Raw genomic sequence first — 22,276 nt, forward strand, 5'->3', positions numbered from 1 at the left:
CCCACTCCACAAGGAGAGCCGCGTGCTCAGTACAGCGAAGAAGCTTCTGAGAACCCTGACCGCCCTCGCCATCCCGCTCACTCTCCTCGCCGGCCCGGCCTCCGCCGCGCGCGCCGGGGAGCCCGCCGCGCAGCCCGCCGCCGACGCCATCCAGTGGCTGTCCGTCGACGGCAACCAGATACGGGACGAGGACGGCCGTCCCGTCACCCTGCGCGGGGTCTCGGTGCTGGCCCCGCGCCACAACGCCGAGTGCGGCGACTGCAACCCCAAGCCCATCTCCGAACTCATCGACATGTCGGTGGACGCGGCCGGGGGAGGCTGGCACTCCAAGGTGCTGCGGCTGCCGGTGACCGAATGGGCGCCGAACGACTCGCTGCCGCTGGCGGAGAACTTCGCCCGGCATGTCGACCCGTATGTCCAGCAGGCCATCGACCTCGGCATCTATGTCATCGTCGACTTCCACCGGGTGCAGAACTACGGCGACGGCAACGGCGGCGTTCCGCAGTCCATCGTCAAGGAGTTCTGGGACTATGTCGCGCCCAGGTACGCCGGCGTCCCCAATGTGATCTTCGAGGTGTACAACGAGCCGCTGGCGCCCACCAACTGGGCGACCTGGAAGAGCTACATCACCCCGGTGGTGGACTCCATCCGGCAGGTGGCCCCGGACAACCTCATCCTGATGGGCAGCCCCAACTGGTCCACCATGGTGAATGAGGCCGCCGCCGACCCGATCGACGACGCCAACACGGCGTACGTCTATCACCTCTATCCCAACCAGGGGCCCTCCAGCGTCGCCAACCTCGACCAGAAGTTCGGCAACGCGTCCCGGTCCATCCCGGTGATCCTCACCGAGTTCGGCTGGAACCCGGCGGGTGAGTTCACCGACCCGGCCGTCACCCAGGGCACCACCAAGTGCTGGGGGAACGGACTGCGGAACTATCTGGACGAGCGCCCCTGGATCAGCTGGACCGCCTGGGTCTTCGACAACTACTGGAAGCCCCAGATGTTCGACAAGAACTGGAATCTGCTGGGCGGTGACCACCAGGGCCAGTTCGTCAAGGACTGGCTGGGCCAGCTGAAGGACCACAACCAGCCGGGCACCGACAACCCGCCGGGCGCCGGCGACGATCTGGGCGTGCCGCCGTCCCGGACGGGCATCGTGGTGGACAACACCTCGCCCGGCTACAGCGACAGCGGCGACTGGACCACGGCCGACACCGCGCACGGCTTCCACGGCGTCGACTACAAGCACGACGGTTCCGGCACCGCCTCCGCCAAGACCGCGACCTTCACCCCCGACCTGCCCGCCTCCGGCCGCTACAACGTCTACCTGTGGTGGTCCCCCAACAGCAACCGCACCGCGGCCGCCCCGGTGAGCATCACCCACGCCGGTGGCACCGCCGCGCTGACGGTCGATCAGCGCACGGGCGGCTGCGACTGGGGGCTGCTGGGCACGTACGACTTCACCGCGGGCGCCGGACAGAAGCTGACCCTGTCGGCCGACAGCCCCGGCTACACCATCGCCGACGCGGTGCTCTTCGAGCCTGCCGACGGCACCGACCCCGGCACCGGTGAGGAACTGCTGGTCAACGGAGACTTCGCGGCCGGTCTCGACCCCTGGTACAGCATCGGCCGGGCCACCCCCGGCACCCCGGCGGGCGGTGAGCTGTGCACGGCGGTGGCCGGCGGCACCACCCAGACCTGGGACGCCCTGATCGGCCAGGACAACATCCCGCTCACCAGCGGCGGCCAGTACGCGCTGAGCTTCACCGCCAGCACCTCGGCACCGGCGGCGCACACCGTACGCGCCGCCGTCGAGAGCACCGACTTCCCGCATCCGACCCAACTGGACGCCTATCCCCGGCTCACCGGCGAGGAGCAGCGTTACACCTACGTCTTCAGCCCCACCGACTCACTGGACGCCGCCCGGCTGCGTTTCCAGCTCGGCGGCCAGGCCCAGCCGTACACCTTCTGCCTCGCCGGGGCTTCTTTGACCCGGCGGAACTGACGACACACCGACCCCACCCACATCTGCGGCACCATCCGAACCACCCGCACCACGGGCCTCCGGTACGGCATCCGCCGCACCGGGGGCCCCGGCGTGATGCGCGTCTCTTCATCCCCACGGGGTACCTGACGGACACTAAGGTCTAGGGTCCCCGGGAACGCGACCCTCCGGGGGTCGCCGTTGAGGATCAAAGGAGATCACACGTGGCCAGGAACCTCGCCGTCGTCGGAGCCGGACTCATGGGCTCGGGCATCGCACAGGTCGCCGCCCAGGGCGGCTGGACCGTGACGCTGGTGGACACCACCGAGCAGGCACTGGCCAGGGGACGCGGCGGCATCGAGGCGTCGCTGGAGAAGTTCGCGGCCAAGGGGAGGATCAGCGCCGAGGACGCCGGGGCCACGCTCGGGCGCATCAGCACCGGCACCGAACTCGACGCCGCCGCCGACGCCGATCTCGTCGTCGAGGCCGTCTTCGAGCAGGCCGACATCAAGCGCGACATCTTCGCCACCCTGGACGGCCTGGTGAAGGACACCACCGTGCTGGCCTCCAACACCTCGGCCATTCCCATCACCAAGCTGGCCGCCGCCACCTCCCGCCCCGAACGCGTCGTGGGCACCCACTTCTTCTCCCCGGTGCCGATGATGGCGCTGTGCGAGCTGGTGCGCGGCCGGCACACCAGCGACGAGACCCTGGCCACCGCCCGGGAGTTCGCGGAGTCCGCCGGCAAGACCTGCATCGTCGTCAACCGTGACGTGGCGGGCTTCGTCACCACCCGCCTCATCTCCGCGCTCATCGTGGAGGCCGCCAAGCTGCACGAGTCGGGCGTGGCCACCGCCGAGGACATCGACATCGCCTGCAAGCTGGGCTTCGGCCACGCCATGGGCCCGCTGGCCACCGCCGATCTGACGGGTGTCGATGTCCTCACCCACGCCAGCGAGAACATCTACACCGAGTCCCGCGACGAGAAGTTCGCCCCGCCGGAGTCGATGCGCCGCATGGTGGACGCCGGTGACCTGGGCCGCAAGACCGGGCGCGGTTTCCACAGCTACTGACCCGGTTCGGGCGGGCGGGGGCCGCGGGCCGCGGTAGGCGCACACTCACCCCCATGGGTGAATTCGCCGCAGATCCCTCACCCAGGGCAACCGGACGGGGGATAGAAGCCGTCAGGTGGAGAGACAGTTGAAGTCAACACGAAAGCAATTCCGGGGAGTGTTATATGCACATCAAAGGCGACCACGCTGAGCTGGTCGTCGAAGGCCGCCTGGACGTCCGCAGCGCCGCGGACGCCCGTACGGCGTTGCACGACGCCGTCGACTCCGGGCAGGGGGATCTCGTGCTCGATCTGAAGGCCCTGCACTCCTGGGACGCGACCGGTCTCGGAGTCATCATGGGGGTGCACCGCAGGGCCGGCCGCTGCGGCCGCAGGCTGGTGCTGCGCGATGTGCCCCCGCAAATGCAGCGGGTCCTGGTGGCCACCCGGCTGCACCGCATCCTGACCATCGCGTCCTGAGCCTCCTCCCGGATCACGGGGCACCGATCACCGGTCACGGGTCACCGATCACACCACCGGTCACGGTCACGGTTCACGGGTCGCACAGCCCCGCGACACCGGGAGGAGGCCGCCCCGGCGGCTCCGCCACGACGCCACGCACGCCACGCGACGCCCGAGACGTCCGGGACGCCCGGGTCCGGCGGGACGGATGAGGCCGGTGCGCGGGGCCGCCTACCATGCCGGTGGAGCCGGGCCAGTAGCGTGGAAGCTGCCCGGCGTCCCCGCCGCACCCCATCCCGCCCCCGCCGCACCCAGAGGACACATTGATGGAGTCCAGCCAGCCGGCCCCGCACGGTGACCAGCCCCGGGAGCCCGGAGGCACCGGACGCACCACCGAGTTGGTCGCGGGCGACTTCCTGCTGACCATCAACCCGGTGGACGGCAGCGAGATCGCCTCCTGCCCGCCCGGCCGGCGCCCCATATCCCCGCGCAAGGCGCCCAGAGGCACCGGCCAGGACACCACCCGCGACCCGCTGGCCCCGCCCCTGCTGGAACGCGAGGAGGAACGCCGCCGCCTCTACCGGCTGCTGGCCCGCGGCCGTTCGGTCCGCCTCACCGGGCCCACCGGAACCGGCCGCACCGCGCTGCTGAACGCCCTCGCCCAGGACTGCGCCGAACTCGCCCCCGACGGCGTCATCCGGCTCAGCGGCCACCGCCGCACCCCCTCCGACCTCCAGCACGAGCTGTACGCCGCCGTCCGGCACACCCCCGGCTACCGGCCAGGACCCACCGAACTGCACGCCGGACTGCGCGAGATCGGCGCCGTCGTCATCGTCGACGACATCGACTTCGGCGGCACCGCCCTGGACGAACTGCTCGACGCCACCCCCGAGTGCGCTTTCCTGCTCTCCGCCCACCCCGGCACCACGGCCCCCACCAGCACCTCCCGGATCGAAGAGGTCTTCCTCTCCGGACTCAGCCGCACCGCCGCCCTGGAACTCCTGGAGTTCGCCGCCGCCCGCCCGCTCACCGACGCGGAGACCGACTGGGCCGCCGACCTGTGGATCGCCTCCGAGGGCCGCCCGCGCCGCTTCGTCCAGGCCGCCGCCCTGCTGCGCGCCCGCGACCTCACCGCCGCCTCCGGCGCCCCCACCGGACCGCTGCCGGAGGAGGAGATGCTCATCGCCTCCCTGGCCGCCGCGCTGCCGGACCCCGACCGGGACACCCTGCGCTTCGCGGTCGCCCTCGCCGGTGAACTGCCGGGCCCCGAGCAACTGCCCGCCCTCACCGGCGGCGCCGTCACCGGCCACGAGCGACTCGCCGAGACCGGGCTGCTCACCGCCGCCGGCGGGCGGCTGCGCCTCGCCGAGGGAGTGGCACCCGCGCTGGCCGCCATCGGCTTCGAGGAAGGCGCCGGCTCCCGTGGCCTGGCCACCGCCCAGCACTACACCTGGTGGCTGGTGGACCCCTCCGTCGGTGCCGCCCGCGCCGCCGCCGAGGGCGACGTCCTGCTCGCCGTCATCCAGGCCACCCACCGCGGCGGCCACTCCGCCGCCGCCGCCAACCTCGCGCACAGCGCCGCCCCGACCCTGGCCGCCGCCGGCCGCTGGTCGGTGTGGGAACGCGTACTGCGCTCGGGCCAGGAGGCCGCCCGCGCGGCCGGCGAGGTCGACCAGCAGGCGTACTTCCACCACGAGCTGGGCATCCACGCCATCTGCGAGGGCCGCCTGGACCGGGCCCGTGCCGAACTTGAGGCGTCGATAGCGCTGCGCGGCGTCCTGGCCGACGCCGGCGGCGTGACCGCCGGCCGCCGCGCCCTGGCCCTGGTCCGCGACCTGTCGGGACCGCCCGCGCTGACCGCGGGACCCACCCCCACCGCGCTGGGCGCCACCACCCCGCCGCTGGGCCTGCCCGCCGCGCCGGTCCGCGAGGAGGCCCCGGACGAGGCCGGCACCCAGGCCATCCCGCGCCACGCCGACCTGGCCGCCACCGGCGAACTGACGGCCGTCCTGCCCCCGCTCATGCCGCACGGCGAACAGCCGGCCGGGCCGCGCCCCGCCCGGGACGGCGGCCGGAGCGGACGCCGCACCATGGCCGCGGCGGGCGCCGGGGTCCTGCTCATCGGTGTGCTGGGCACCGTCGTCGCGCTCGGCATGTCCTCGGACGAGGACCCCGGCGGGCCCGAGGACGAGCGGACCACCCGCCCGGTGGTCACCGACCGGGACCGGGAGCCGGCCGAGGAGAGCGAGGAGCCCTCCACCGACCCCGGCACCCCCACCGCCGACGCGGACCCGGAGACCGGGGAACCGCCGCAGGAGACCCCCACCGACCCGGAGACCGGCGAGCCGGTGGACCCCTCCACCAGCGGCACCCCGGACAACGGCAGCGCCACCGGCAGCCCGGAGCCGCCCCCGCCCACCAGCCAGGACCCGGCCACGGGCGGCAGCGCGGGCAGCGGTCCCGGCGGCAGCGGCCCCGGCGGCAACGGGGGCGCCTCCAACGGCAATGGCTCCGGCCCCGGTGACGGCGGCGCCGACGCCGGTCAGGACGGCGGCGCGGACAGCGGCACCGGCGAGACGGACGGCGGCGGGGAGGACGCGGCCGGCGGCGGCGGTGACTCCGGAGACCCGGCGGGCGGCGACGACGGTGACCCCACCGACGGTGCCGCGGGCGACAGCTCGGCGGGTAACACCACCGCCTCCTCGCCCCCGCCCACCGAGGACCCCGACCCCTCGCCGAGCGCGAGCACCACGGCCTGAGACGGCGAACGGGGCGGGGCGGATCCGGTGATCCGTCCCGCCCCGCCCCCGTTCCCGCCCGTCAGAACAGCCGCAGCTTGTCGTCCTCGATGCCGCGCAGCCCGTCGTAGTCCAGGGTCACGCACCGGATGTCGCGGTCGGTGGCCAGCACCCGCGCCTGCGGCTTGATCTCCTGCGCCGCGAACACACCCTTCACCGGCGCCAGGTGCGGATCCCGGTTCAGCAGCTCCAGATAGCGGGTCAGCTGCTCGACCCCGTCGATCTCCCCGCGCCGCTTGATCTCCACGGCCACCGTCGTACCGTCCGCGTCCCGGCCCAGGATGTCAACCGGGCCGATCGCCGTCGGGTACTCCCGCCGGATCAGGCTCCAGCCCTCGCCGAGCGTCTCCATGCGGTCCGCCAGCAGCTCCTGGAGGTGCGCCTCCACCCCGTCCTTGATGAGGCCGGGGTCCACCCCGAGCTCGTGGGAGGAGTCGTGCAAGACCTCCTCCATGGTGATGATGAGTTTTTCGCCTGCCTTGTTCTCCACCGTCCACACGGTGTGACCGTTGCTGTCGCTCTCCTTGAGCACGCACGGCGGCGACATCCAGTTCAGGGGTTTGTAGGCCCGGTCGTCGGCATGGATCGACACGGACTGATCCGCTTTGACGAGGATCAGCCGGGGCGCGGACGGAAGGTGAGCGGTGAGCCGGCCGGCGTAGTCGACGGAACAGCGGGCAATGACGAGACGCATGGTCGATCACGCTACCGGGCCGCGGGGGCAGCGCGCGACGTGGTCCTCGGGGCAGGCGATGGCTGACGGTATGGGAGGGATTCTTGGGATCCGGTGAGTGGCCGGTTATGCGCTCATTCCACTGACGTGTGCGGGTCAGGAGGCATACGGTGGTCCTCAGGGGGCGTCGCCGTCCGGGTACACCTCGGTTCAGACGCGGTGGCGGTGGTGGCGGGGCCCCTGTGTCCCGTTCGCCCGGCCCCTCCCGGGGCTGCGAAAGGAGAGATCCATGTCGCTCGACGTCTCACCGGCGCTGCTCGAACAGGCCGAGCGAGGCGAGGTCGACGAGGCCGACTTCGTCGACTGCGTCCGAACCTCCCTTCCCTTCGCCTGGCAGATGATCAGCTCCCTGGTGGCCCAGCTCAAGGTGGACGGCGGTGAGTTCGCGGACAACACCACACCGCCGCCGGATGAGCAGGCCCGTGGCCAACTGCTGCGCGCCCTCGCCTCCGATGCCATTCGCGGCGCCCTGGAGCGGCACTTCGGCGTCCGCCTGGCCTTCCAGAACTGCCACCGGGTCGCGGTGTTCCCGCTCGACGCCTCCGCCGACGACCGGCTGGAGAAGTTCACCTCGGTACGCGGGCAGTTGCTCAACCAGTCGCCGGAGCTGCGTGATTGCTGAACACCGGCGCCACGGACGGCCCGGCTGAGGCACTGGCCGGACCGCCGGGTGCTGCCGCTCCTCCCGGGGGTGTCGGGAGGAGCGGCACCACATCCGCGGCCAGCCGCCGCACATTGTGCTCCGTCGCCCCCGTCTGGCCCGAGCCCTCCACCACCAGGGCGAAACGGCTGATGCCGGTACGCTCCGCCGTGGCCGCCAGCCGGTCCGCACACAGCTGGGGGGTACCCACCGGGTGCAGCTCGCACAGCAGCTCGGTGTAGGCGAGCGGGTCCCGCATCCGGCGCTGTGCGCCGTCCAGCGTGCGGTGCGCGGCGAGCCCCTGCCGCAGCCAGCCGGGCAGTGTCCGGCGCAGTGTCTGCACGGCCTCGGTGTGGCTGTCGGCGACCTGCGCCACCCCAGCCGACACATGGCCGGCGGTGGCGATGACCTCGCCGTCTACCCCCGCCTCCCGCGCCGCGGTGCGCCACAGGCCCACCATCTGCGCCTTCTCCTCGTCCCCGATGTGCATGCCCAGCAGCATCGGCAGTCCGCGCTCGGCGGCCAGCCGTACGGTGCCGGGCGAGGTGCAGGCCACCACCACGGGTGGGCCGGCGCCGCACACCGAGGGGACCACCGAGACCTCGCGGAAGCGGTACCGGTCGCCGTCCGCGCCGACCTCGCGCTCGCCCAGCCAGCGCAGCAGCAGGTCCAGTGATTCGGGGAAGCCCCGTTCGTACGCGTCGGCCCCGGCACCGAAGACCTCCAGATCGACCCACGGCCCGCCCCGCCCCACCCCCAGGGTGAAGCGTCCGTCGGTGAGCAGGTGCAGCAGCGCGCCCTGTTCGCCGAGGGCCACCGGATGGGCGGTGGGCAGGACGGAGATGGCGGTGCCGACCCCGATCCGCCGGGTGCGGCCCAGCAGCAGCGCGGCCAGGGTCACCGCCGAGGGGCACAGCCCGTACGGCACGAAGTGGTGTTCGGCGAGCCAGACCGCGTCGAGCCCGGCCTCCTCGGCGACCTCGGCGGAGCGCACGGCGCGCTGCAGGGCCTCGCTCTCCGACTGCCCGGGGTACTGGCCGGCGAGTACAAAGGTGCCAATCCGCATGGTCCTGCCCTTCGTCCGGTGGAGCTCCGTCCCTGTGGGCATTAACGCCTGACACGTGCCAAAGGCACGGTCCAGCGGGAGGTTTTTCCGATGATCTCCCGGCCGGGGGGATGCGTAGACTTTGTCCCCAGGACGGTGCCGATCCACTCCGAGGTGTTGAACGTGTCCCCGCGTCGCAACCGCTCACGCGGTCAGCAGCAGCCCGCTCGCCGGTCAGGCGAGGAAGAGGGCGGGAACCGGTACGGCCTGGAGAGCACCGAGGACTGGCGGGGCGAGGAGTGGGTGGTGCGCCGGATCAGCGGGGGCGCCGCGGTCAAGCACTACCGCTGCCCCGGCTGCGATCAGGAGATTCCGCCCGGGGTGCCGCACGTGGTGAGCTGGCCGCGGGCCGGGGCGGTGGACGACCGGCGGCACTGGCACCGCTCGTGCTGGGAGGCGCGGGACCGCCGGGGCGTGCGCACCCAGCGGTCCCGCAACGCGCCGCGGCACTGAGCCGGCGCGGCGCGTTGCTCAGGCGTCGGTCGTGGTGAGCTTGGCGTAGGCGGCGATCAGCGCCGCCACCGTGACGGCGGCCAGCACGCCCAGCAGGCCCCAGCCGGACATCGCGTCCTCGTTGCCCATCGGCATGCCGAACAGGGTTGCCAGACCGTTGAGCGCCGAGTACTCCAGCAGGAACTCCCGCAGCGAGGCGAGGCTTTCGCCGAACATGAACATGGCGGCGATCAGCGGTACCAGGACCAGCGCCATCATCGTGGTGATGGCACCCGCCGAGTGCCGCAGCAGGGCGCCGATGGCCAGGCCGAGCACACCGAGCAGCGAGACGAACAGCGCCGCGCCCACGGTGGCGTCCATCCAGTGCTCGCCGGTGGCCACCACGGTGCCGTTCTCGATCGACGTCTCCATGTAGGACTCGATGTAGCGGTCGGCCGTCGTCTGATCGCCCAGCAGCGAGGACTGGATCAGCCCGCTCAGCCCGGTGGCCAGCAGCGTCATGATGAAGGAGACGGCGAAGAACACCAGCACCTTGGCCAGCAGCACCCGGCCCCGCTGTGGGCTCGCGGTCAAGGTGGTGCGCATCATGCCGGTGCCGTACTCGGAGCTGATCACCAGCACGCCGAGGGTCATCACACAGATCTGGCCCAGCATCAGCCCGAAGAAGGTGCCGGACAGCAGCGGCAGTCCCACATACTCCTCACCGCTGAGGGCGAGCGCGAACAGCGATCCGATGCCGACCGTGAGCACGAACATGACGGCCAGCGTCCACATCGTGGAGCGCACGGTGCGGATCTTGGTCCACTCCGACAGCAGAGCGTGGCCCAGGTGCGCGCTGCGCACCGGGATCGCCGAGGCGTACCCGGCCGGCTGCTGCTGGTACGCGTGCTGCTGCGAGGGCTGGTGGTGCTGCTGCTGGTGCGGCTGTCCCTGCGGCGACGCCGGGGGCTGCTGGTGCGCAGCCGCCTGCGGGGGAACCGGGCCCTGCTGGTACGGCTGCGGAGGCTGCTGCTGGTACGGCTGCCCCTGCGGCGGCGCGTAGGGCTGCGGCGGCTGCTGCGGCGGAGCCTGATGGGGGGTGTGCTGCGGCGGGGGAGGGGTGGTCATCGGGCGTCCTCGGGGGTGTACGCGGGCTGAGCGGGCTGCTGGTGAACGTGCGGGCCGGGGGCGAACTGCGGCTGCTGCTGCGCCATCGCCGCCGCCGCGGCGGCCGCGGCGCGCGGGTCGTCGGTCGAGCGGTAGTCCACCGCGCCCTGCGTCATCCGCATGTACGCCTCCTCCAGCGAGGCCGAGTGCGGCGACAGCTCCCACAGCCGGACATCCGCCGCGTGCGCCAGATCGCTGATCCTGGGCAGCTCCACGCCGATGACCTTCAGCGCGCCGTCCTGTTCGGGCAGCACCTGGCCGCCGGCCTGGGCCAGCGCCCGCGTCAGCTTCTCCCGCGCCTCCGGTTCGCCGTCGGGGGTGCGCACCCGGGCGAAGCCGGTGGAGTTGTGCGCGATGAAGTCCGCCACCGGCTGGTCGGCCATCAGCTGGCCGCGCCCGATCACGATCAGATGGTCGGCGGTCTGCGCCATCTCACTCATCAGATGGCTGGAGACGAAGACGGTGCGGCCCTCGGACGCCAGCCGCTTCATCAGATTGCGGACCCACAGAATGCCCTCCGGGTCCAGACCGTTCACCGGCTCGTCGAACAGCAGCACCTGCGGATCGCCCAGCAGCGCGCCCGCGATGCCCAGCCGCTGGCCCATTCCCAGCGAGAAGCCCTTGGAGCGCTTGCCCGCCACCTGCTGGAGGCCGACGATGCCCAGCACCTCGTCCACCCGGCTCGCCGGTATCCCGGACAGCTGCGCCAGGCACAGCAGATGGGAGCGGGCACTGCGGCCGCCGTGCTTGGCGTTGGCGTCCAGCAGGGCACCGACCTGGCGCGGCGCGTTCGGCAGCCGCTGGTAGGGGTGGCCGGCGATCGTCACCGTGCCGCTGGTGGGCCGGTCAAGGCCCAGCATCATCCGCATGGTGGTCGATTTGCCGGCGCCGTTCGGGCCCAGGAATCCGGTGACCTTCCCCGGTTGGACCTGGAAATTAAGGTTGTACACGGCTGTCTTCGAGCCATAGCTCTTCGTCAGGCCGACGGCCTCGATCATGCTGGGTGCCCCTGCTCGGTCGGTTGTTCCGCACTAAGACCACGGCAGGGGCCCTTCTGGTTCCCGCCGGGCTCAGGCGTCCCGCTTCTTGAGCACCCCGTATCCGGCGAGCAGCGCGGCGACCACCCACAGCAGCATGATGAGCATTCCGCCCCACGGCCCGTATGGACGGTCGCCGGTGTCCACCACGGCCATGATCCGCTGCCCCGCGACATCCGGGAGATAGTCACCGACCTTTTTCGTGGCGTTCACACTGGAGAGAATGCTGGAGATCATGAAGAAGAACGGGATGAGAATCCCGAACGACAGCATCGGACTGCGCAGAATCCAGGTGACCCCCATCGCGAACAGCGCGATGAGGCCCATGTAGAGCCCGCCGCCGATCACCGCCCGCAGGACGTCGTGCGCGCCCAGCGTCGTACGGTACTGCCCCAGCACCGCCTGGCCGGTGAAGAAGGCGGCGAAGCTGGTGATCATGCCCACCACCAGCGCCAGCACGGTGGCCACCGCCAGCTTCGCGGCCATGAACACACCGCGCTGCGGCACCGCCGCCAGCGAGGCCCGGATCATGCCGGTGCTGTACTCGTTGGAGACCACCAGGATGCCGAACGCGATCATCGCCAGCTGACCCAAAATCATCCCGGCGAAGCTGGTCAGGGTGGGGTCGAAGGTCAGCTGGTCCCGCGCCGACAGATCCGTGAAGGTGTTGCGCACCACCAGACTGAGCAGGATGCCCAGCGCCACCGTGACCACCACGGCGGCGGTCAGCGTCCACACCGTGGACCTCACCGAGCGGATCTTGGTCCATTCCGAGCGCAGTGCCCGGGCCGTCTGTGCCATGGTTCACTCGCCCTTTCCGCGCCGGGAGTCCCACTGCGCGCCCCAGCCACCGGCGGCCGGCGGCGCCCCGGGCGGGTCCGGCGCACCGGGCCCCTCGCCGCCGTTGTGCGCCTCGTACTCCACCGAGCCGTGCGTCAGCCGCATGAACGCCTCCTCCAGCGAGGCCTGCTGCGGGCTCAGCTCGTGCAGCACCAGGCCCTGACCGGCCACCAGCTCACCGATCCGGGCCGCCTCGGTGCCCTCCACCTCCAGCGCGCCCTCCGCCGTCTCCGTCACCGTGACCCCGCCGCCGGTCCGCTCCAGGACCGCGCGCAGCCGCTCGGGTTCGGGACCGCGCACCCGGACGAAGCTGCGGGAGTTCTCCCGGATGAAGTCCGCCATCGAGGTGTCGGCGAGCAGCCTGCCCTGACCGATCACCACCAGGTGCTCCGCCGTCAGCGCCATCTCGCTCATCAGATGGCTGGAGACGAAGACCGTACGGCCGTCGGCGGCCAGTCGTTTCATCAGATTGCGGATCCAGTGGATGCCCTCCGGGTCGAGCCCGTTCACCGGCTCGTCGAACATCAGGATCCGCGGATCGCCCAGCAGCGCGCTCGCGATGCCAAGACGCTGCCCCATGCCCAGCGAGAACCCCTTGGGCCGCTTGCGGGCCACCGCGCCAAGACCCACCAGATCCAGCACCACATCGATGCGCTCGCGCGCGATGCCGTTGCTCTGCGCCAGGCACAGCAGATGGTTGTACGCGGTACGGCCCGGGTGCACGGCCTTCGCCTCCAGCAGCGCCCCGATCGCCAGCAGCGGATCGCGCAGCCGGTCATACCGCTCGCCGTCGATGAGGACCTCACCACTGGTGGGGTGGTCAAGGCCCAGCATCATCCGCATCGTCGTGGACTTGCCCGCCCCGTTCGGGCCCAGGAAGCCGGTGACGATGCCGGGCCGTACCGAGAACGTCAGATCGTCCACGGCCGTCTTCCCGCCGTACCGCTTGGTCAGCCCCGCCAGCTCGATCATGGATCGACGCTAGAACGGCGCAGCCGCCGCCGCCCGGTGGGGCGGCGGCGGCTGCGCCGTTCAGGTGATGCTGCCGTGCGCGGTGCGCGAGGGGTCAGCGGGACTGCTGGGCGGGGACGCCCTTGCTCAGGCCCTCGTCCTCGTCGTCGTCCAGCGAGACCGCCGCGATCTGGGCACCGGTCAGGGTGGCCAGCATCTCGCGGACGTTGGTCAGCTGGGCGTTGATGCTGTCGCGACGGTTGGTCAGCGCCGCCAGCTCACGCTCGGACTCGGTACGGATCCGCTCGGCCTTCGCGTTCGCGTCCGCCACGATGTCGTCCGCCTGGCGAGAGGCGGTCTCCACCGTCTGGCGGGCCCGGCGGTCCGCGTCGGTGCGCAGCTTCTCGGCCTCAAGGCGCAGCTGCTCGGCGCGGTGCTCGATCTCCGCGAGCCGCTTCTCGGCCTTGGCCTGGCGGGAGGCCAGGTCGCGCTCGGACTGCTCGCGGCGCTTGGCCAGGTTGGTCTCGAAGTCGGTCGCGGCCTGCGCGGCCTTGGCGCGGGTGTCCTCGAAGAGGGCGTCCGCCTCCTCCCGCTTGGCCGCGGCGTTCTTGTCGGCCTCGGCCCGGGTGGCGGCCGCGTCGTCCTCGGCCTTCTCGATGATGCGGGCGCCGTCGTCCTCGGCCTTGGCCTTGCGCTCCTGCGCGTAGGCCTCGGCGTCGTTGCGCACCTGCTGCGCGGCGCCCTCGGCCAGCTCGCGGTGCTGCTCGGCGGCCCGGCGGGCCTCCTCGCGCAGATCCTTCGCCTCTTCCTCGGCAAGGCGCAGGATCTTCTCGACACGGGCGCCGAGACCGGCGTACGACGGCTCGGAATCCGTGATCTGGGCCTGGGCGTTCTGCGTTTCGAGGTGCAGCTCCTCGATCCGCTTTTCCAGAGAGGTGATACGGGCCAGCGCGCTGTCGCGGTCCGATACGAGCTTGGTGATCCGGTCGTCCACCTGCCCGCGGTCGTAGCCGCGCCGCACGAGCTCGAAGCCGAAGGGGGAGGAAGTGTCGCTCATGGGGTTCCTGTCGATTCAGACGGGTGCGTCAGATTCGGGCCTGGCCGCGTGGTCTTCTCGGGCCCGCGACGCCGGCCGCGGCACCTCGCTGGGTGACCGGATTCCCGAGTACATGCCGTACGGGGGAGATCCGGCGCCTCGCGATGCACCGCACCCGACGCCGCCGGCTGATCCGAGAAGACCACCCGGCCAGGCCCAGGGGATAGGCCTGGGCGTTCAGCAATCCTAGGGGGCGAAGCGGCGTGTCTTCGAGTGGATCCGGGCTTTGGTGTGGAGAATGTTCGCCCCAAACGCTCGATCGAGTGGTGAGGGATTCATGGCGGTTCAGCCCCGGGAGGGTTTTCCGCCGCCGGGCCGGGGCGCGGAGCCGGCGCCGGCCGTCACCGTGCCGAGCGGGCCGTGCCCGCCCGAACCACCGGACCCCTTACCGCTTTTGCCACCGCCGCCGGAGGTTTTCCCGCCCGGTTTCGCGGCGCTCTTGGGCTCCCCGAAGGAATCGAGTGCCGCCAGCACATCCTGGACCCGGGAGATCTCGGCGTTGATGTCCTCGCGCCGGCGGCTGAGCTTCTCCAGCTCGCGCTTGCTCTCCTCGACGGCACGCTTGGCGTCCCGGTCGGCGTCGGCGCGTACCTTCTGCGCCTCGCGCAGCACCTCGGAGCGCTTGCGCTCGGCGTCCTTCAGCAGCCCCTCGGCCTTCTTCACCGCGGAGATACGGACCTTGCCCGCCTCGGAGTTGGCCTCCTCCAGCAGCTTCTCCGCCGCCCGGCGGGCCTCGGCCCGCTGCTCGTCGGCGGCGCGCATGAGCTTGTCGACGCGCTCGCCCGCGGCCCTGGTCTGCTCGGCCGACTCCCGGCGGGCCCGGTCGTGCAGCGCCTCGACCTCCGCCTCGACCCGGGAGCGCAGCTCCTCGGTGCGCTCGCGGATCGCGGCGGCGTCCCGGCGGGCCTCCTCCAGCAGCGTGTTGGCGTCGGCGCGGGCGGTCTCCACCAGCTCGCTGCCGCTCTCCCGGGCCCCCGCGATGAGCCGCTCGGCCTCCTTGCGGGCGACACCGACCATGGTGTCCGACTGCTCCTCGGCCGCGGCGCTGATCCGCTGCGCCTCCTCCTGTGCCTTGGAGAGCAGTTCGTCGGCCTGCGCGGCGGCCTCGTTGCGCTTGCGGGAGGCCTCCTGGCGGGCGCTGTCGGCGAGCGCGTCGGCGTCCGCGCTGATCCGCTGCGCCTCCTCCTGTGCCTTGGAGAGCAGCTCGTCGGCCTGGGCGGCGGCCTCGCTGCGCTTGCGGGAGGCCTCCTGGCGGGCGCTGTCGGCGAGCGCGTCGGCGTCCGCACGGGTCCGCTCGGCGGCGGCCTCCGCCTCGGTACGGACCCGGTCCGCCTCCGCGATGGCCTCCTTGACGGTGTGTTCGGCCAGCGCCGAGGCGGCTTCCTTCTCCTCGGCGGACTCGCGCAGCACACGGGCCACCTCGCGTTCGGCCTCCGCGCGGTGGGTGGCGATCTCCGCCTCGGCGGCCTCGCGCAGCCCGGCGACCGAGTCGCGTTCCCGCTGGGCCTTGTGCTCGGCCGCGGCCACCAGGGTCTCGGCACGCCGCTCGGCGTCGTCGACCTTGGCGCGGGAGGCGGCCAGCAGCTCCTCGCTCTGCTCGCGGGCCTGCGCCCGCTCCCGGTGCGCGGCGTCGCGCGCCTCCGCCAGCTGCCGCTCGCCCTCGGCGCGCAGCCGGGCGGCCTCCTCCTGGGCGGCGGCCAGTGCCTGTGCGGCCTCGGTCGCGGTGCGCTCGGCCGCGGCGGCGGCCCGCTCCCGTACCCGGTCGGCGGCGATCTCGGCCTCCTGCCGCAGCCGCTCGCTCTCGGCGGTGGCCTCGCCGCGCAGCCGTACCGCGTAGTCCTCGCCCTCGGCGCGTGCCCGGGCGGCGTCGGCCGCGGCCTCGTCCCGCAACTGCTGGGCGGCGGCCTCGGCCTGCTCGGTCAGCTGCCGGATCCGCTCGGCGGCCTCGGCGCGCAGCCGCTCCGCCTCGGACCCCGCCTCGGCGCGCAGCCGCTCGGCCTCCGCCCTGGCCTCGGCCAGCGCTTCCTCGGCGGCGGCGACCCGGCTCCCGGCCTCCTCGCGCAGCCGGTCGAGTTCGGCCTGGGCGGCCTCCCGCTCGGCGCGGACGGCCTCCTTGGTCTCCTCGCGCAGCTTGCGGGCGGCGTCCTCGGCGTCCTTGGTGGTGCGGTCGGCCGCCTCGACGGCCTCGGTGGTCAGCGTCTCGATCTCGGCGCGCGCCCTGGTGAGCGCCTGCTCGGCCTGGTTGCGCAGCGCGGTGGCGCGTTCGATGGCCTCGGTGCGTACCCGCTCGCTCTCGGCGGTGGCGCCGGATCTGGTCTCCTCGGCGTCCGACTTGGCCTGGGCCAGCAGCTCCTCGGCGGAGGCGGCGGCCTCCTCGATCCGGGACGCGGCGTCGCGGCGGGCCTCGGCGCGGATGGCCTCGCCCTCCTCGACGGCCTCGGCACGCAACTGCTCGGCCTCGCCGCGCAGCCGCCGCGCCTCCTCCTGAAGCTCGACCGTCTTGGCGCGGTACTCCTTGGTGTCGTCCTGCGCGGCGCCCTTGAGCTGCTCGGCCACGTCGTGGGCCTCGGCGCGCAGCCGGTCGGCCTCCGCCTCGGCGCTCTCGCGCAGCCGCTCGGCCTCCTCGGTGGCGGCCTTGGTGGTCTCCTGCGCCTCCTTGGCGGCCTTGTTCAGGACCTCCTCGGCGGTGCGGGCGGCCTCGGCGAGCTGCGCCGCGTACTCCTCGGCGGCCTTGGAACGGGCCTCCTCCGCGGCCTCGGACGTCAGCTGCTCGGCCTTGGCCCGCGCGTCGGCCAGCACCTGCTCGGCCTCGGCGCGGCGCCGCTCGGCGTCCCGGGTCGCCTCGGAGACCATCCGGGCGACCTCGGCCTTGGCCGTCGCGGAGCGCTGCTCGTACTCGCTCTCGCCGGCCGCCCGCCGCTTCTCGGCCTCCTCGGTGGCCTCGGCGAGCAGCTGCTCGGCGTCCTCCTTGGCGGTGCGCAGCACCGACTTGGCCTGCTCCAGACGCTCCTCGGCCTTGCGGACCAGCGCGGTGGTCTCGCGCCGCCCGGTCTCCGCCTCCTGGGCGGTGGCGGTGCGCAGCCGCTCGGCGTTCTCGGTGGCCTCCTGCGCCTGGGTGGTGGCCTGGGCCAGCAGCCGCTCGGCGTCCGCGCGGGCCCGGCGCAGCAGGTCCTCGGCCTCGGCGCGGGCGGTGCGCTCCTCCATGACGGCGCGCTGCCGGGACTCCTCGGTCAGCCGGTGCGCCTCGGAGCGGGCCTGCGCGATGGTGCGCTCGTGCTCGGCCCTGGTCTCCTCCATGAGCCGGCGGGCCTGCGCCTCGGAACGGGCGCGCAGCTGCTCGGCCCAGGCGACGTTCTCGTTGACGTGGGATTCGACGGTGGAACGGCGCTGGGCCAGCTCCTCGTCCAGGCGCTGGCGGCGGGCGACCGCCTCGGCGTGCAGTTCGCCCTCCAGCCGGGCGCGCGCCTCGGACTGCTCCTGCTGCACCCGCTGCGAGCGGCTCCTGGCCTCGCGCAGTTCGCGTTCGGCCTCCACCCGCATGGCGTCGGCCTGGTGCTGGGCGTTGCGCAGCACCTGCTCGGCGTGGCCGGCCGGGTCGGCGTAGGCGGGTCGCACGGCGAGCACGCGGCGCACCTCGTGCAGTTTGGCGCGCAGCACCTCGACCTGATAGCCGAGGTCGTCGGCATGGTCGACCGCCTTCTCCCGTTCCTTCTTCAGCCGTTCCATCTCGGCTTCGAAACGAGAGAGGTGGTCGTCAGCCTGCACGCTGTCGTAGCCCCGCACCGCGCGGTCCCATCCGTCCCCTGGTCGTGGTTAAGGGTGATCCGGGTCCGGCCGCTGTCCGTGCGGAGCGTGGAGTGGAGCGCCAGTACGGGTCGCCGCCGGTCGGAGTTGTTCGCCGGGAAAGGGCGTCAGGTGTGATCCCCATGCCCCGGCTCGGCCACTCTACCGGCCGGGGCAGCCTGCGTCAGTGGCCCGAGGGGCCTTCAACACCCTTGGGAGGGGCGGCGGTGACCAGTTCTGTGAGCACTCCGTGACAGTCCTTCGGGTGCAGGAAGGTGATCCGGGAGCCCATGGAGCCGGTGCGGGGGGTGTCGTAGAGCACCCGTACCCCTGCCTGCCTGGCGGTTTCGGCGTCCGCGTCGACGTCGGCGGTGCCGAAGGCGATGTGATGCACTCCTTCACCGTTCTTCGCCAGCCATTTACCGACCGGACTCTCCGGGTCCAGGGGCTGGAGGAGCTGGATCCAGGAGGCCCCGCCGTCGTCGGTGCCGTTGATCCGCAGCATGGCCTCGCGTACCCCCTGTTCCTCGTTGACCTCCGTGTGGAAGACCTCGAAGCCGTACGTGGCGCGGTAGAACGCGGCGGTGGCGTCCAGGTCGGCGCAGGCGATTCCGATGTGATCGATACGCGTCAGCATGGGTCCAGTGCACCGCCACGCGCGGTGACCACGCAACGTGCCCACCGTCACATTTCCGTGACGGTGACCGGTGGAGGGGGCGCTGCGTACAGTGACTACACCGTGATGTGAACGCGCGTTCACGACGGCAGGTTCGCGAGGACATGTTCCAGGGCAAAGGAGCCGCATGATGTCTGCCAACGCTTCCCCCGTCACCTCCGTGATCGTCGCGGGAGCCCGTACCCCCATGGGGCGCCTGCTCGGCTCGCTCAAGGACTTCAGCGGGGCCGAACTGGGCGGCTTCGCGATCCGGGCGGCCCTGGAGCGGGCGGGGATCTCCGGTGACCAGGCGCAGTATGTGATCATGGGCCAGGTCCTCCAGGCGGGGGCGGGTCAGATCCCCGCGCGGCAGGCCGCCGTGCACGCCGGCATCCCGATGAACGTCCCCGCGCTGACCGTCAACAAGGTGTGCCTGTCGGGGCTCGACGCCATCGCGCTGGCCGATCAGCTGATCCGGGCCGGCGAGTTCGACGTGATCGTGGCGGGCGGCCAGGAGTCCATGACGAACGCCCCCCATCTGCTGCCGAAGTCGCGCTCGGGCTACAAGTACGGCGCGATCGAGATGCTGGACGCGATGGCGCACGACGGGCTGACGGACGCCTTCGAGGGCATCGCCATGGGGGAGTCCACCGAGCGGCACAACATCCGGCTGGGCATCGGCCGCGCCGAGCAGGACGCCCTCGCGGCGGCCTCCCACCAGCGGGCGGCCGAGGCCCGCAAGAACGGACTCTTCGCGCAGGAGATCACTCCGGTGCCGGTTCCGCAGCGCAAGGGCGAGCCGGTGATCGTGGAGGAGGACGAGGGCATCCGTCCGGAGACCACCCAGGAGTCGCTGGGGCGGCTGCGCCCCGCGTTCCGCCCGGACGGGACGATCACCGCGGGTTCCGCCTCGCAGATCTCGGACGGCGCGGCGGCCGTGGTGGTCATGTCGAAGGCGAAGGCCGAGGAACTGGGCCTGGAGTGGATCGCGGAGATCGGCGCGCACGGCAATGTGGCCGGTCCCGACAACTCGCTGCACTCGCAGCCCTCCAACGCGATCCTGCACGCGCTGCGCAAGGAGTCGCTGGAGGCCGGCGACCTGGATCTGGTGGAGATCAACGAGGCGTTCGCGGCCGTGGCGGCCCAGTCAATGAAGGATCTCGGGATTGGCCACGAAAGGGTGAATGTGAATGGCGGAGCGATTGCCCTGGGTCACCCGATCGGGGCATCCGGGGCGCGGATCGTCCTCCATCTCGCCCTCGAACTCGCCCGCCGCGGGGGCGGCACCGGTGCCGCCGCCCTGTGCGGCGGCGGTGGCCAGGGCGACGCGCTGATCCTGCGGGTGCCGCGCCGATGAGCGGGGCGGGGGCACGCACCGTGGACGTACCCGATCTCGTGGCCCGCGCCCGGCGCGGCGACCCGCGCGCGGTGGCCCGGCTGATCTCCGTGGTGGAGGGCGGCGCCCCCCAGCTGCGCGAGGTGATGGCGGCCCTCGCCCCGTACAGCGGCGGCGCGTACGTCATCGGGCTCACCGGCTCGCCCGGCGTCGGCAAGTCCACCTGCACCTCCGCGCTCACCACGGCCTACCGCCGGGCCGGGAAACGGGTCGGGGTGCTGGCCGTCGACCCGTCCTCCCCGTTCTCCGGCGGCGCGCTGCTGGGCGACCGGGTACGGATGAACGACCACGCCTCCGACCCCGGCGTCTACATCCGCTCCATGGCCACCCGGGGCCGGCTCGGCGGCCTCGCCGAGGCGGCCCCGCAGGCGGTCCGGGTGCTGGACGCGGCAGGCTGCGAGGTGATCCTGGTGGAGACCGTGGGCGTCGGGCAGTCGGAGGTGGAGATCGCCTCCCAGGCCGACACCACCGTGGTGCTGCTCGCGCCCGGAATGGGCGACGGCATCCAGGCCGCGAAGGCCGGGATCCTGGAGATCGGCGACATGTTCGTCGTCAACAAGGCCGACCGGGACGGCGCCGACGCCACCGTGCGCGAGCTCAACCACATGCTGGGCCTGGGCGCCCCGCGCGGCCCCGGCGACTGGCGCCCCACCGTCACCAAGACCGTCGCGGCGCGCGGCGAGGGCGTGGACGACGTGGTGGCGGCGCTGGAGAAACACCGCGCCTGGATGGAGGAACACGGCGAACTCACCGCCCGCCGCACCCGCCGCGCCGCCAAGGAGATCGAGACCGTCGCGCTGACCGCCCTGCGCGCCCGCATCGCCGACCTGAGCGGCGACCGCCGCCTGGCCGCCCTCTCCGCCCGCATCGTCGCCGGCGACCTCGACCCGTACGCGGCGGCCGACGCCCTGCTGGCGGAGGTGACCGGCCGGTGACGGCGGACCCCGCCGCCCACGGGGTGGCCGGTCCCGCGAGCGGACCGGCCACCCTCGCCGAGCCGGCCTTCCCCGCCGAGGAGTACGCGCAGCGGCTGTTCACCACGCGCGCCGCCATGGAACGGCGCGGGTTCGACGCCCTGCTCGTCACGGCGCCCGAGGACATCCACTATCTGTGCGGCCTGGACCACCAGGGCCACTTCGCGCTCACCGCGCTGCTGGTGCCGCTGTACGGCAGGCCCGTGCTGCTCGAACGCGCCATGGAGACCCCCACCGCCCTCGCCCAGACCCACGGCGTGGCGCACCACGGCTACGACGACGCCGGCGACCCGGCCGACGCCCTGCTGGAGGCGCTCACCCCGCTCCTGCCGGACGCCCCCGTCGTCGGCTACCAGGCCGACTCCCTCAGCCTGCCGCCCACCGCCTGGGACCGGCTGCGGACGTCGGCGGGCATCCTGTGGACCGACTGCCAGGACCTGCTGGGCGGCCAGCGCGCCGTCCACACCCCCCGCGAGATCACCCGCGTCCGCGAAGCCGCCCGGCTCTCCGACACCGCCATGACCGCCGGTCTCGACGCCGCCCGCGCCGGAGCGGGCGAACACGAGATCGCCGCCGCCGTCTACGCGGCCATGCTGACCGCGGGCGGCGACCTCCCCGCCTTCGCCCCGCTGGTGCGCGACACCGGCCGCCTCGACCGCGAACACCTCACCTGGTCACGGCGGCGACTGGGACCGGGCGACGGCGTCTTCCTCGAACTCTCCGCCGCCAGGGGCCGCTACCACGCCCCCCTCGCCCGGCTGCGCCCCGCCCCAGGATCCGGCGCCCCGGAAGGGGGCCGGGCCGCCGAGACCTCGCGCGCCGCCATGGACGCGCTGTGCGCGGCGCTGCGCCCGGGCGCCACCGCCGAGCGCGTCTTCCACACCTGGCGCGCGGTCATCGAGAGGGCCACCGGCATCCCGTACGAGCGCCACCACTGCGGCTACCTGGTCGGCATCGGCTTCCCGCCGGGCTGGATGGGCGGCACCCGCACCCTGCGCCCCGGCAACACCATGGAGCTGCGGGCGGGCATGACCTTCCACATCCAGTCCTGGCTGCTGGACACGCCGCTGGGCACGTACGCCTTCTCGGACACGGCCCTGGTCACCGAGGACGGCTGCGAGGTCCTCACCCGGACACCGCACCCGGAGTGAGCCGCGTCCGGGCGCGGC

General features: G+C 72.7%; 18 protein-coding genes. 9 read left to right on the plus strand and 9 right to left on the minus strand.

The window, feature by feature from the left end; genetic code table 11:
• Positions 1-22 precede the first annotated feature (22 nt).
• The 4 genes from SXIM_RS20640 (at position 23) to SXIM_RS20655 (ending at position 6,259) form a co-directional block, all read left to right on the plus strand.
• Positions 23-2,008, plus strand: coding sequence for a cellulase family glycosylhydrolase (locus tag SXIM_RS20640; protein WP_046724843.1), 1,986 nt, complete (start codon positions 23-25; stop codon positions 2,006-2,008).
• A 203-nt stretch (positions 2,009-2,211) separates the two neighbouring features.
• Entirely contained in the window at positions 2,212-3,060 is an 849-nt protein-coding gene (locus SXIM_RS20645) for a 3-hydroxyacyl-CoA dehydrogenase family protein (RefSeq protein WP_030733619.1), read from the plus strand.
• A 164-nt stretch (positions 3,061-3,224) separates the two neighbouring features.
• The gene (locus tag SXIM_RS20650; RefSeq protein ID WP_030733620.1) at positions 3,225-3,518 is read left to right on the plus strand and encodes an STAS domain-containing protein; all 294 of its coding nucleotides are present in this window, start codon (positions 3,225-3,227) and stop codon (positions 3,516-3,518) included.
• A gap of 308 nt (positions 3,519-3,826) precedes the next feature.
• A complete protein-coding gene (locus SXIM_RS20655; protein ID WP_046724844.1) occupies positions 3,827-6,259 on the plus strand; it encodes an ATP-binding protein in 2,433 nt (810 codons plus the stop codon).
• A gap of 61 nt (positions 6,260-6,320) precedes the next feature.
• On the opposite strand, the gene nucS is transcribed toward SXIM_RS20655, so the two are convergent.
• Positions 6,321-6,992 carry an endonuclease NucS gene (gene nucS, locus SXIM_RS20660; RefSeq protein ID WP_030733623.1) on the minus strand — a complete coding sequence of 224 codons (672 nt, stop codon included), beginning with the start codon at positions 6,990-6,992 and terminating at the stop codon, positions 6,321-6,323.
• Between the two features lie 268 nt (positions 6,993-7,260).
• On the opposite strand from nucS, the gene SXIM_RS20665 reads away from it, so the two are divergent.
• Positions 7,261-7,653, plus strand: a complete 393-nt coding sequence (locus SXIM_RS20665) for an SCO5389 family protein (RefSeq protein WP_030733625.1) — start codon at positions 7,261-7,263, stop codon at positions 7,651-7,653.
• On the opposite strand, the gene SXIM_RS20670 is transcribed toward SXIM_RS20665, so the two are convergent.
• Positions 7,622-8,737 (minus strand): LLM class flavin-dependent oxidoreductase, encoded by a 1,116-nt coding sequence (locus tag SXIM_RS20670; RefSeq protein ID WP_046724845.1) that lies wholly within the window; start codon positions 8,735-8,737, stop codon positions 7,622-7,624. The genes SXIM_RS20665 and SXIM_RS20670 overlap by 32 nt on opposite strands.
• A gap of 162 nt (positions 8,738-8,899) precedes the next feature.
• Between SXIM_RS20670 and SXIM_RS20675 the strand changes: the two genes are divergently transcribed.
• The gene (locus SXIM_RS20675; protein ID WP_030733627.1) at positions 8,900-9,229 is read left to right on the plus strand and encodes a hypothetical protein; all 330 of its coding nucleotides are present in this window, start codon (positions 8,900-8,902) and stop codon (positions 9,227-9,229) included.
• 18 nt (positions 9,230-9,247) lie between these two features.
• On the opposite strand, the gene SXIM_RS20680 is transcribed toward SXIM_RS20675, so the two are convergent.
• The 7 genes from SXIM_RS20680 to mce all read right to left on the minus strand — a co-directional run bounded on the left by SXIM_RS20680 (position 9,248) and on the right by mce (position 18,719).
• A complete protein-coding gene (locus SXIM_RS20680; protein ID WP_174864330.1) occupies positions 9,248-10,336 on the minus strand; it encodes an ABC transporter permease in 1,089 nt (362 codons plus the stop codon).
• Positions 10,333-11,373 carry an ABC transporter ATP-binding protein gene (locus SXIM_RS20685; RefSeq protein ID WP_046724846.1) on the minus strand — a complete coding sequence of 347 codons (1,041 nt, stop codon included), beginning with the start codon at positions 11,371-11,373 and terminating at the stop codon, positions 10,333-10,335. The genes SXIM_RS20680 and SXIM_RS20685 overlap by 4 nt, the downstream gene beginning before the upstream one ends.
• A 72-nt stretch (positions 11,374-11,445) precedes the next feature.
• The gene (locus SXIM_RS20690) at positions 11,446-12,213 is read right to left on the minus strand and encodes an ABC transporter permease (RefSeq protein ID WP_046724847.1); all 768 of its coding nucleotides are present in this window, start codon (positions 12,211-12,213) and stop codon (positions 11,446-11,448) included.
• Between the two features lie 3 nt (positions 12,214-12,216).
• Entirely contained in the window at positions 12,217-13,224 is a 1,008-nt protein-coding gene (locus SXIM_RS20695; protein ID WP_046724848.1) for an ABC transporter ATP-binding protein, read from the minus strand.
• Positions 13,225-13,318: 94 nt separating this feature from the next.
• Entirely contained in the window at positions 13,319-14,260 is a 942-nt protein-coding gene (locus tag SXIM_RS20700; protein WP_030733631.1) for a coiled-coil domain-containing protein, read from the minus strand.
• A gap of 324 nt (positions 14,261-14,584) precedes the next feature.
• On the minus strand, positions 14,585-18,082 hold the full coding sequence (locus tag SXIM_RS20705) for a large Ala/Glu-rich protein (RefSeq protein ID WP_046724849.1): 3,498 nt from the start codon (positions 18,080-18,082) through the stop codon (positions 14,585-14,587).
• Between the two features lie 184 nt (positions 18,083-18,266).
• Entirely contained in the window at positions 18,267-18,719 is a 453-nt protein-coding gene (gene mce / locus SXIM_RS20710; RefSeq protein ID WP_046724850.1) for a methylmalonyl-CoA epimerase, read from the minus strand.
• 166 nt (positions 18,720-18,885) lie between these two features.
• On the opposite strand from mce, the gene SXIM_RS20715 reads away from it, so the two are divergent.
• The 3 genes from SXIM_RS20715 to SXIM_RS20725 are packed head-to-tail and all read left to right on the plus strand — an operon-like array spanning position 18,886 to position 22,258.
• Positions 18,886-20,094: an acetyl-CoA C-acetyltransferase gene (locus tag SXIM_RS20715; RefSeq protein ID WP_174864331.1), complete on the plus strand. Its 1,209-nt coding sequence runs from the start codon at positions 18,886-18,888 to the stop codon at positions 20,092-20,094.
• On the plus strand, positions 20,091-21,068 hold the full coding sequence (gene meaB, locus SXIM_RS20720; protein ID WP_030733637.1) for a methylmalonyl Co-A mutase-associated GTPase MeaB: 978 nt from the start codon (positions 20,091-20,093) through the stop codon (positions 21,066-21,068). The genes SXIM_RS20715 and meaB overlap by 4 nt, the downstream gene beginning before the upstream one ends.
• On the plus strand, positions 21,065-22,258 hold the full coding sequence (locus SXIM_RS20725) for a M24 family metallopeptidase (protein WP_053116268.1): 1,194 nt from the start codon (positions 21,065-21,067) through the stop codon (positions 22,256-22,258). Before meaB ends, SXIM_RS20725 begins: the two co-directional genes overlap by 4 nt.
• Positions 22,259-22,276 lie beyond the last annotated feature (18 nt).

It is taken from the genome of Streptomyces xiamenensis (assembly GCF_000993785.3).
Taxonomy (GTDB): Bacteria; Actinomycetota; Actinomycetes; order Streptomycetales; family Streptomycetaceae; genus Streptomyces; species Streptomyces xiamenensis.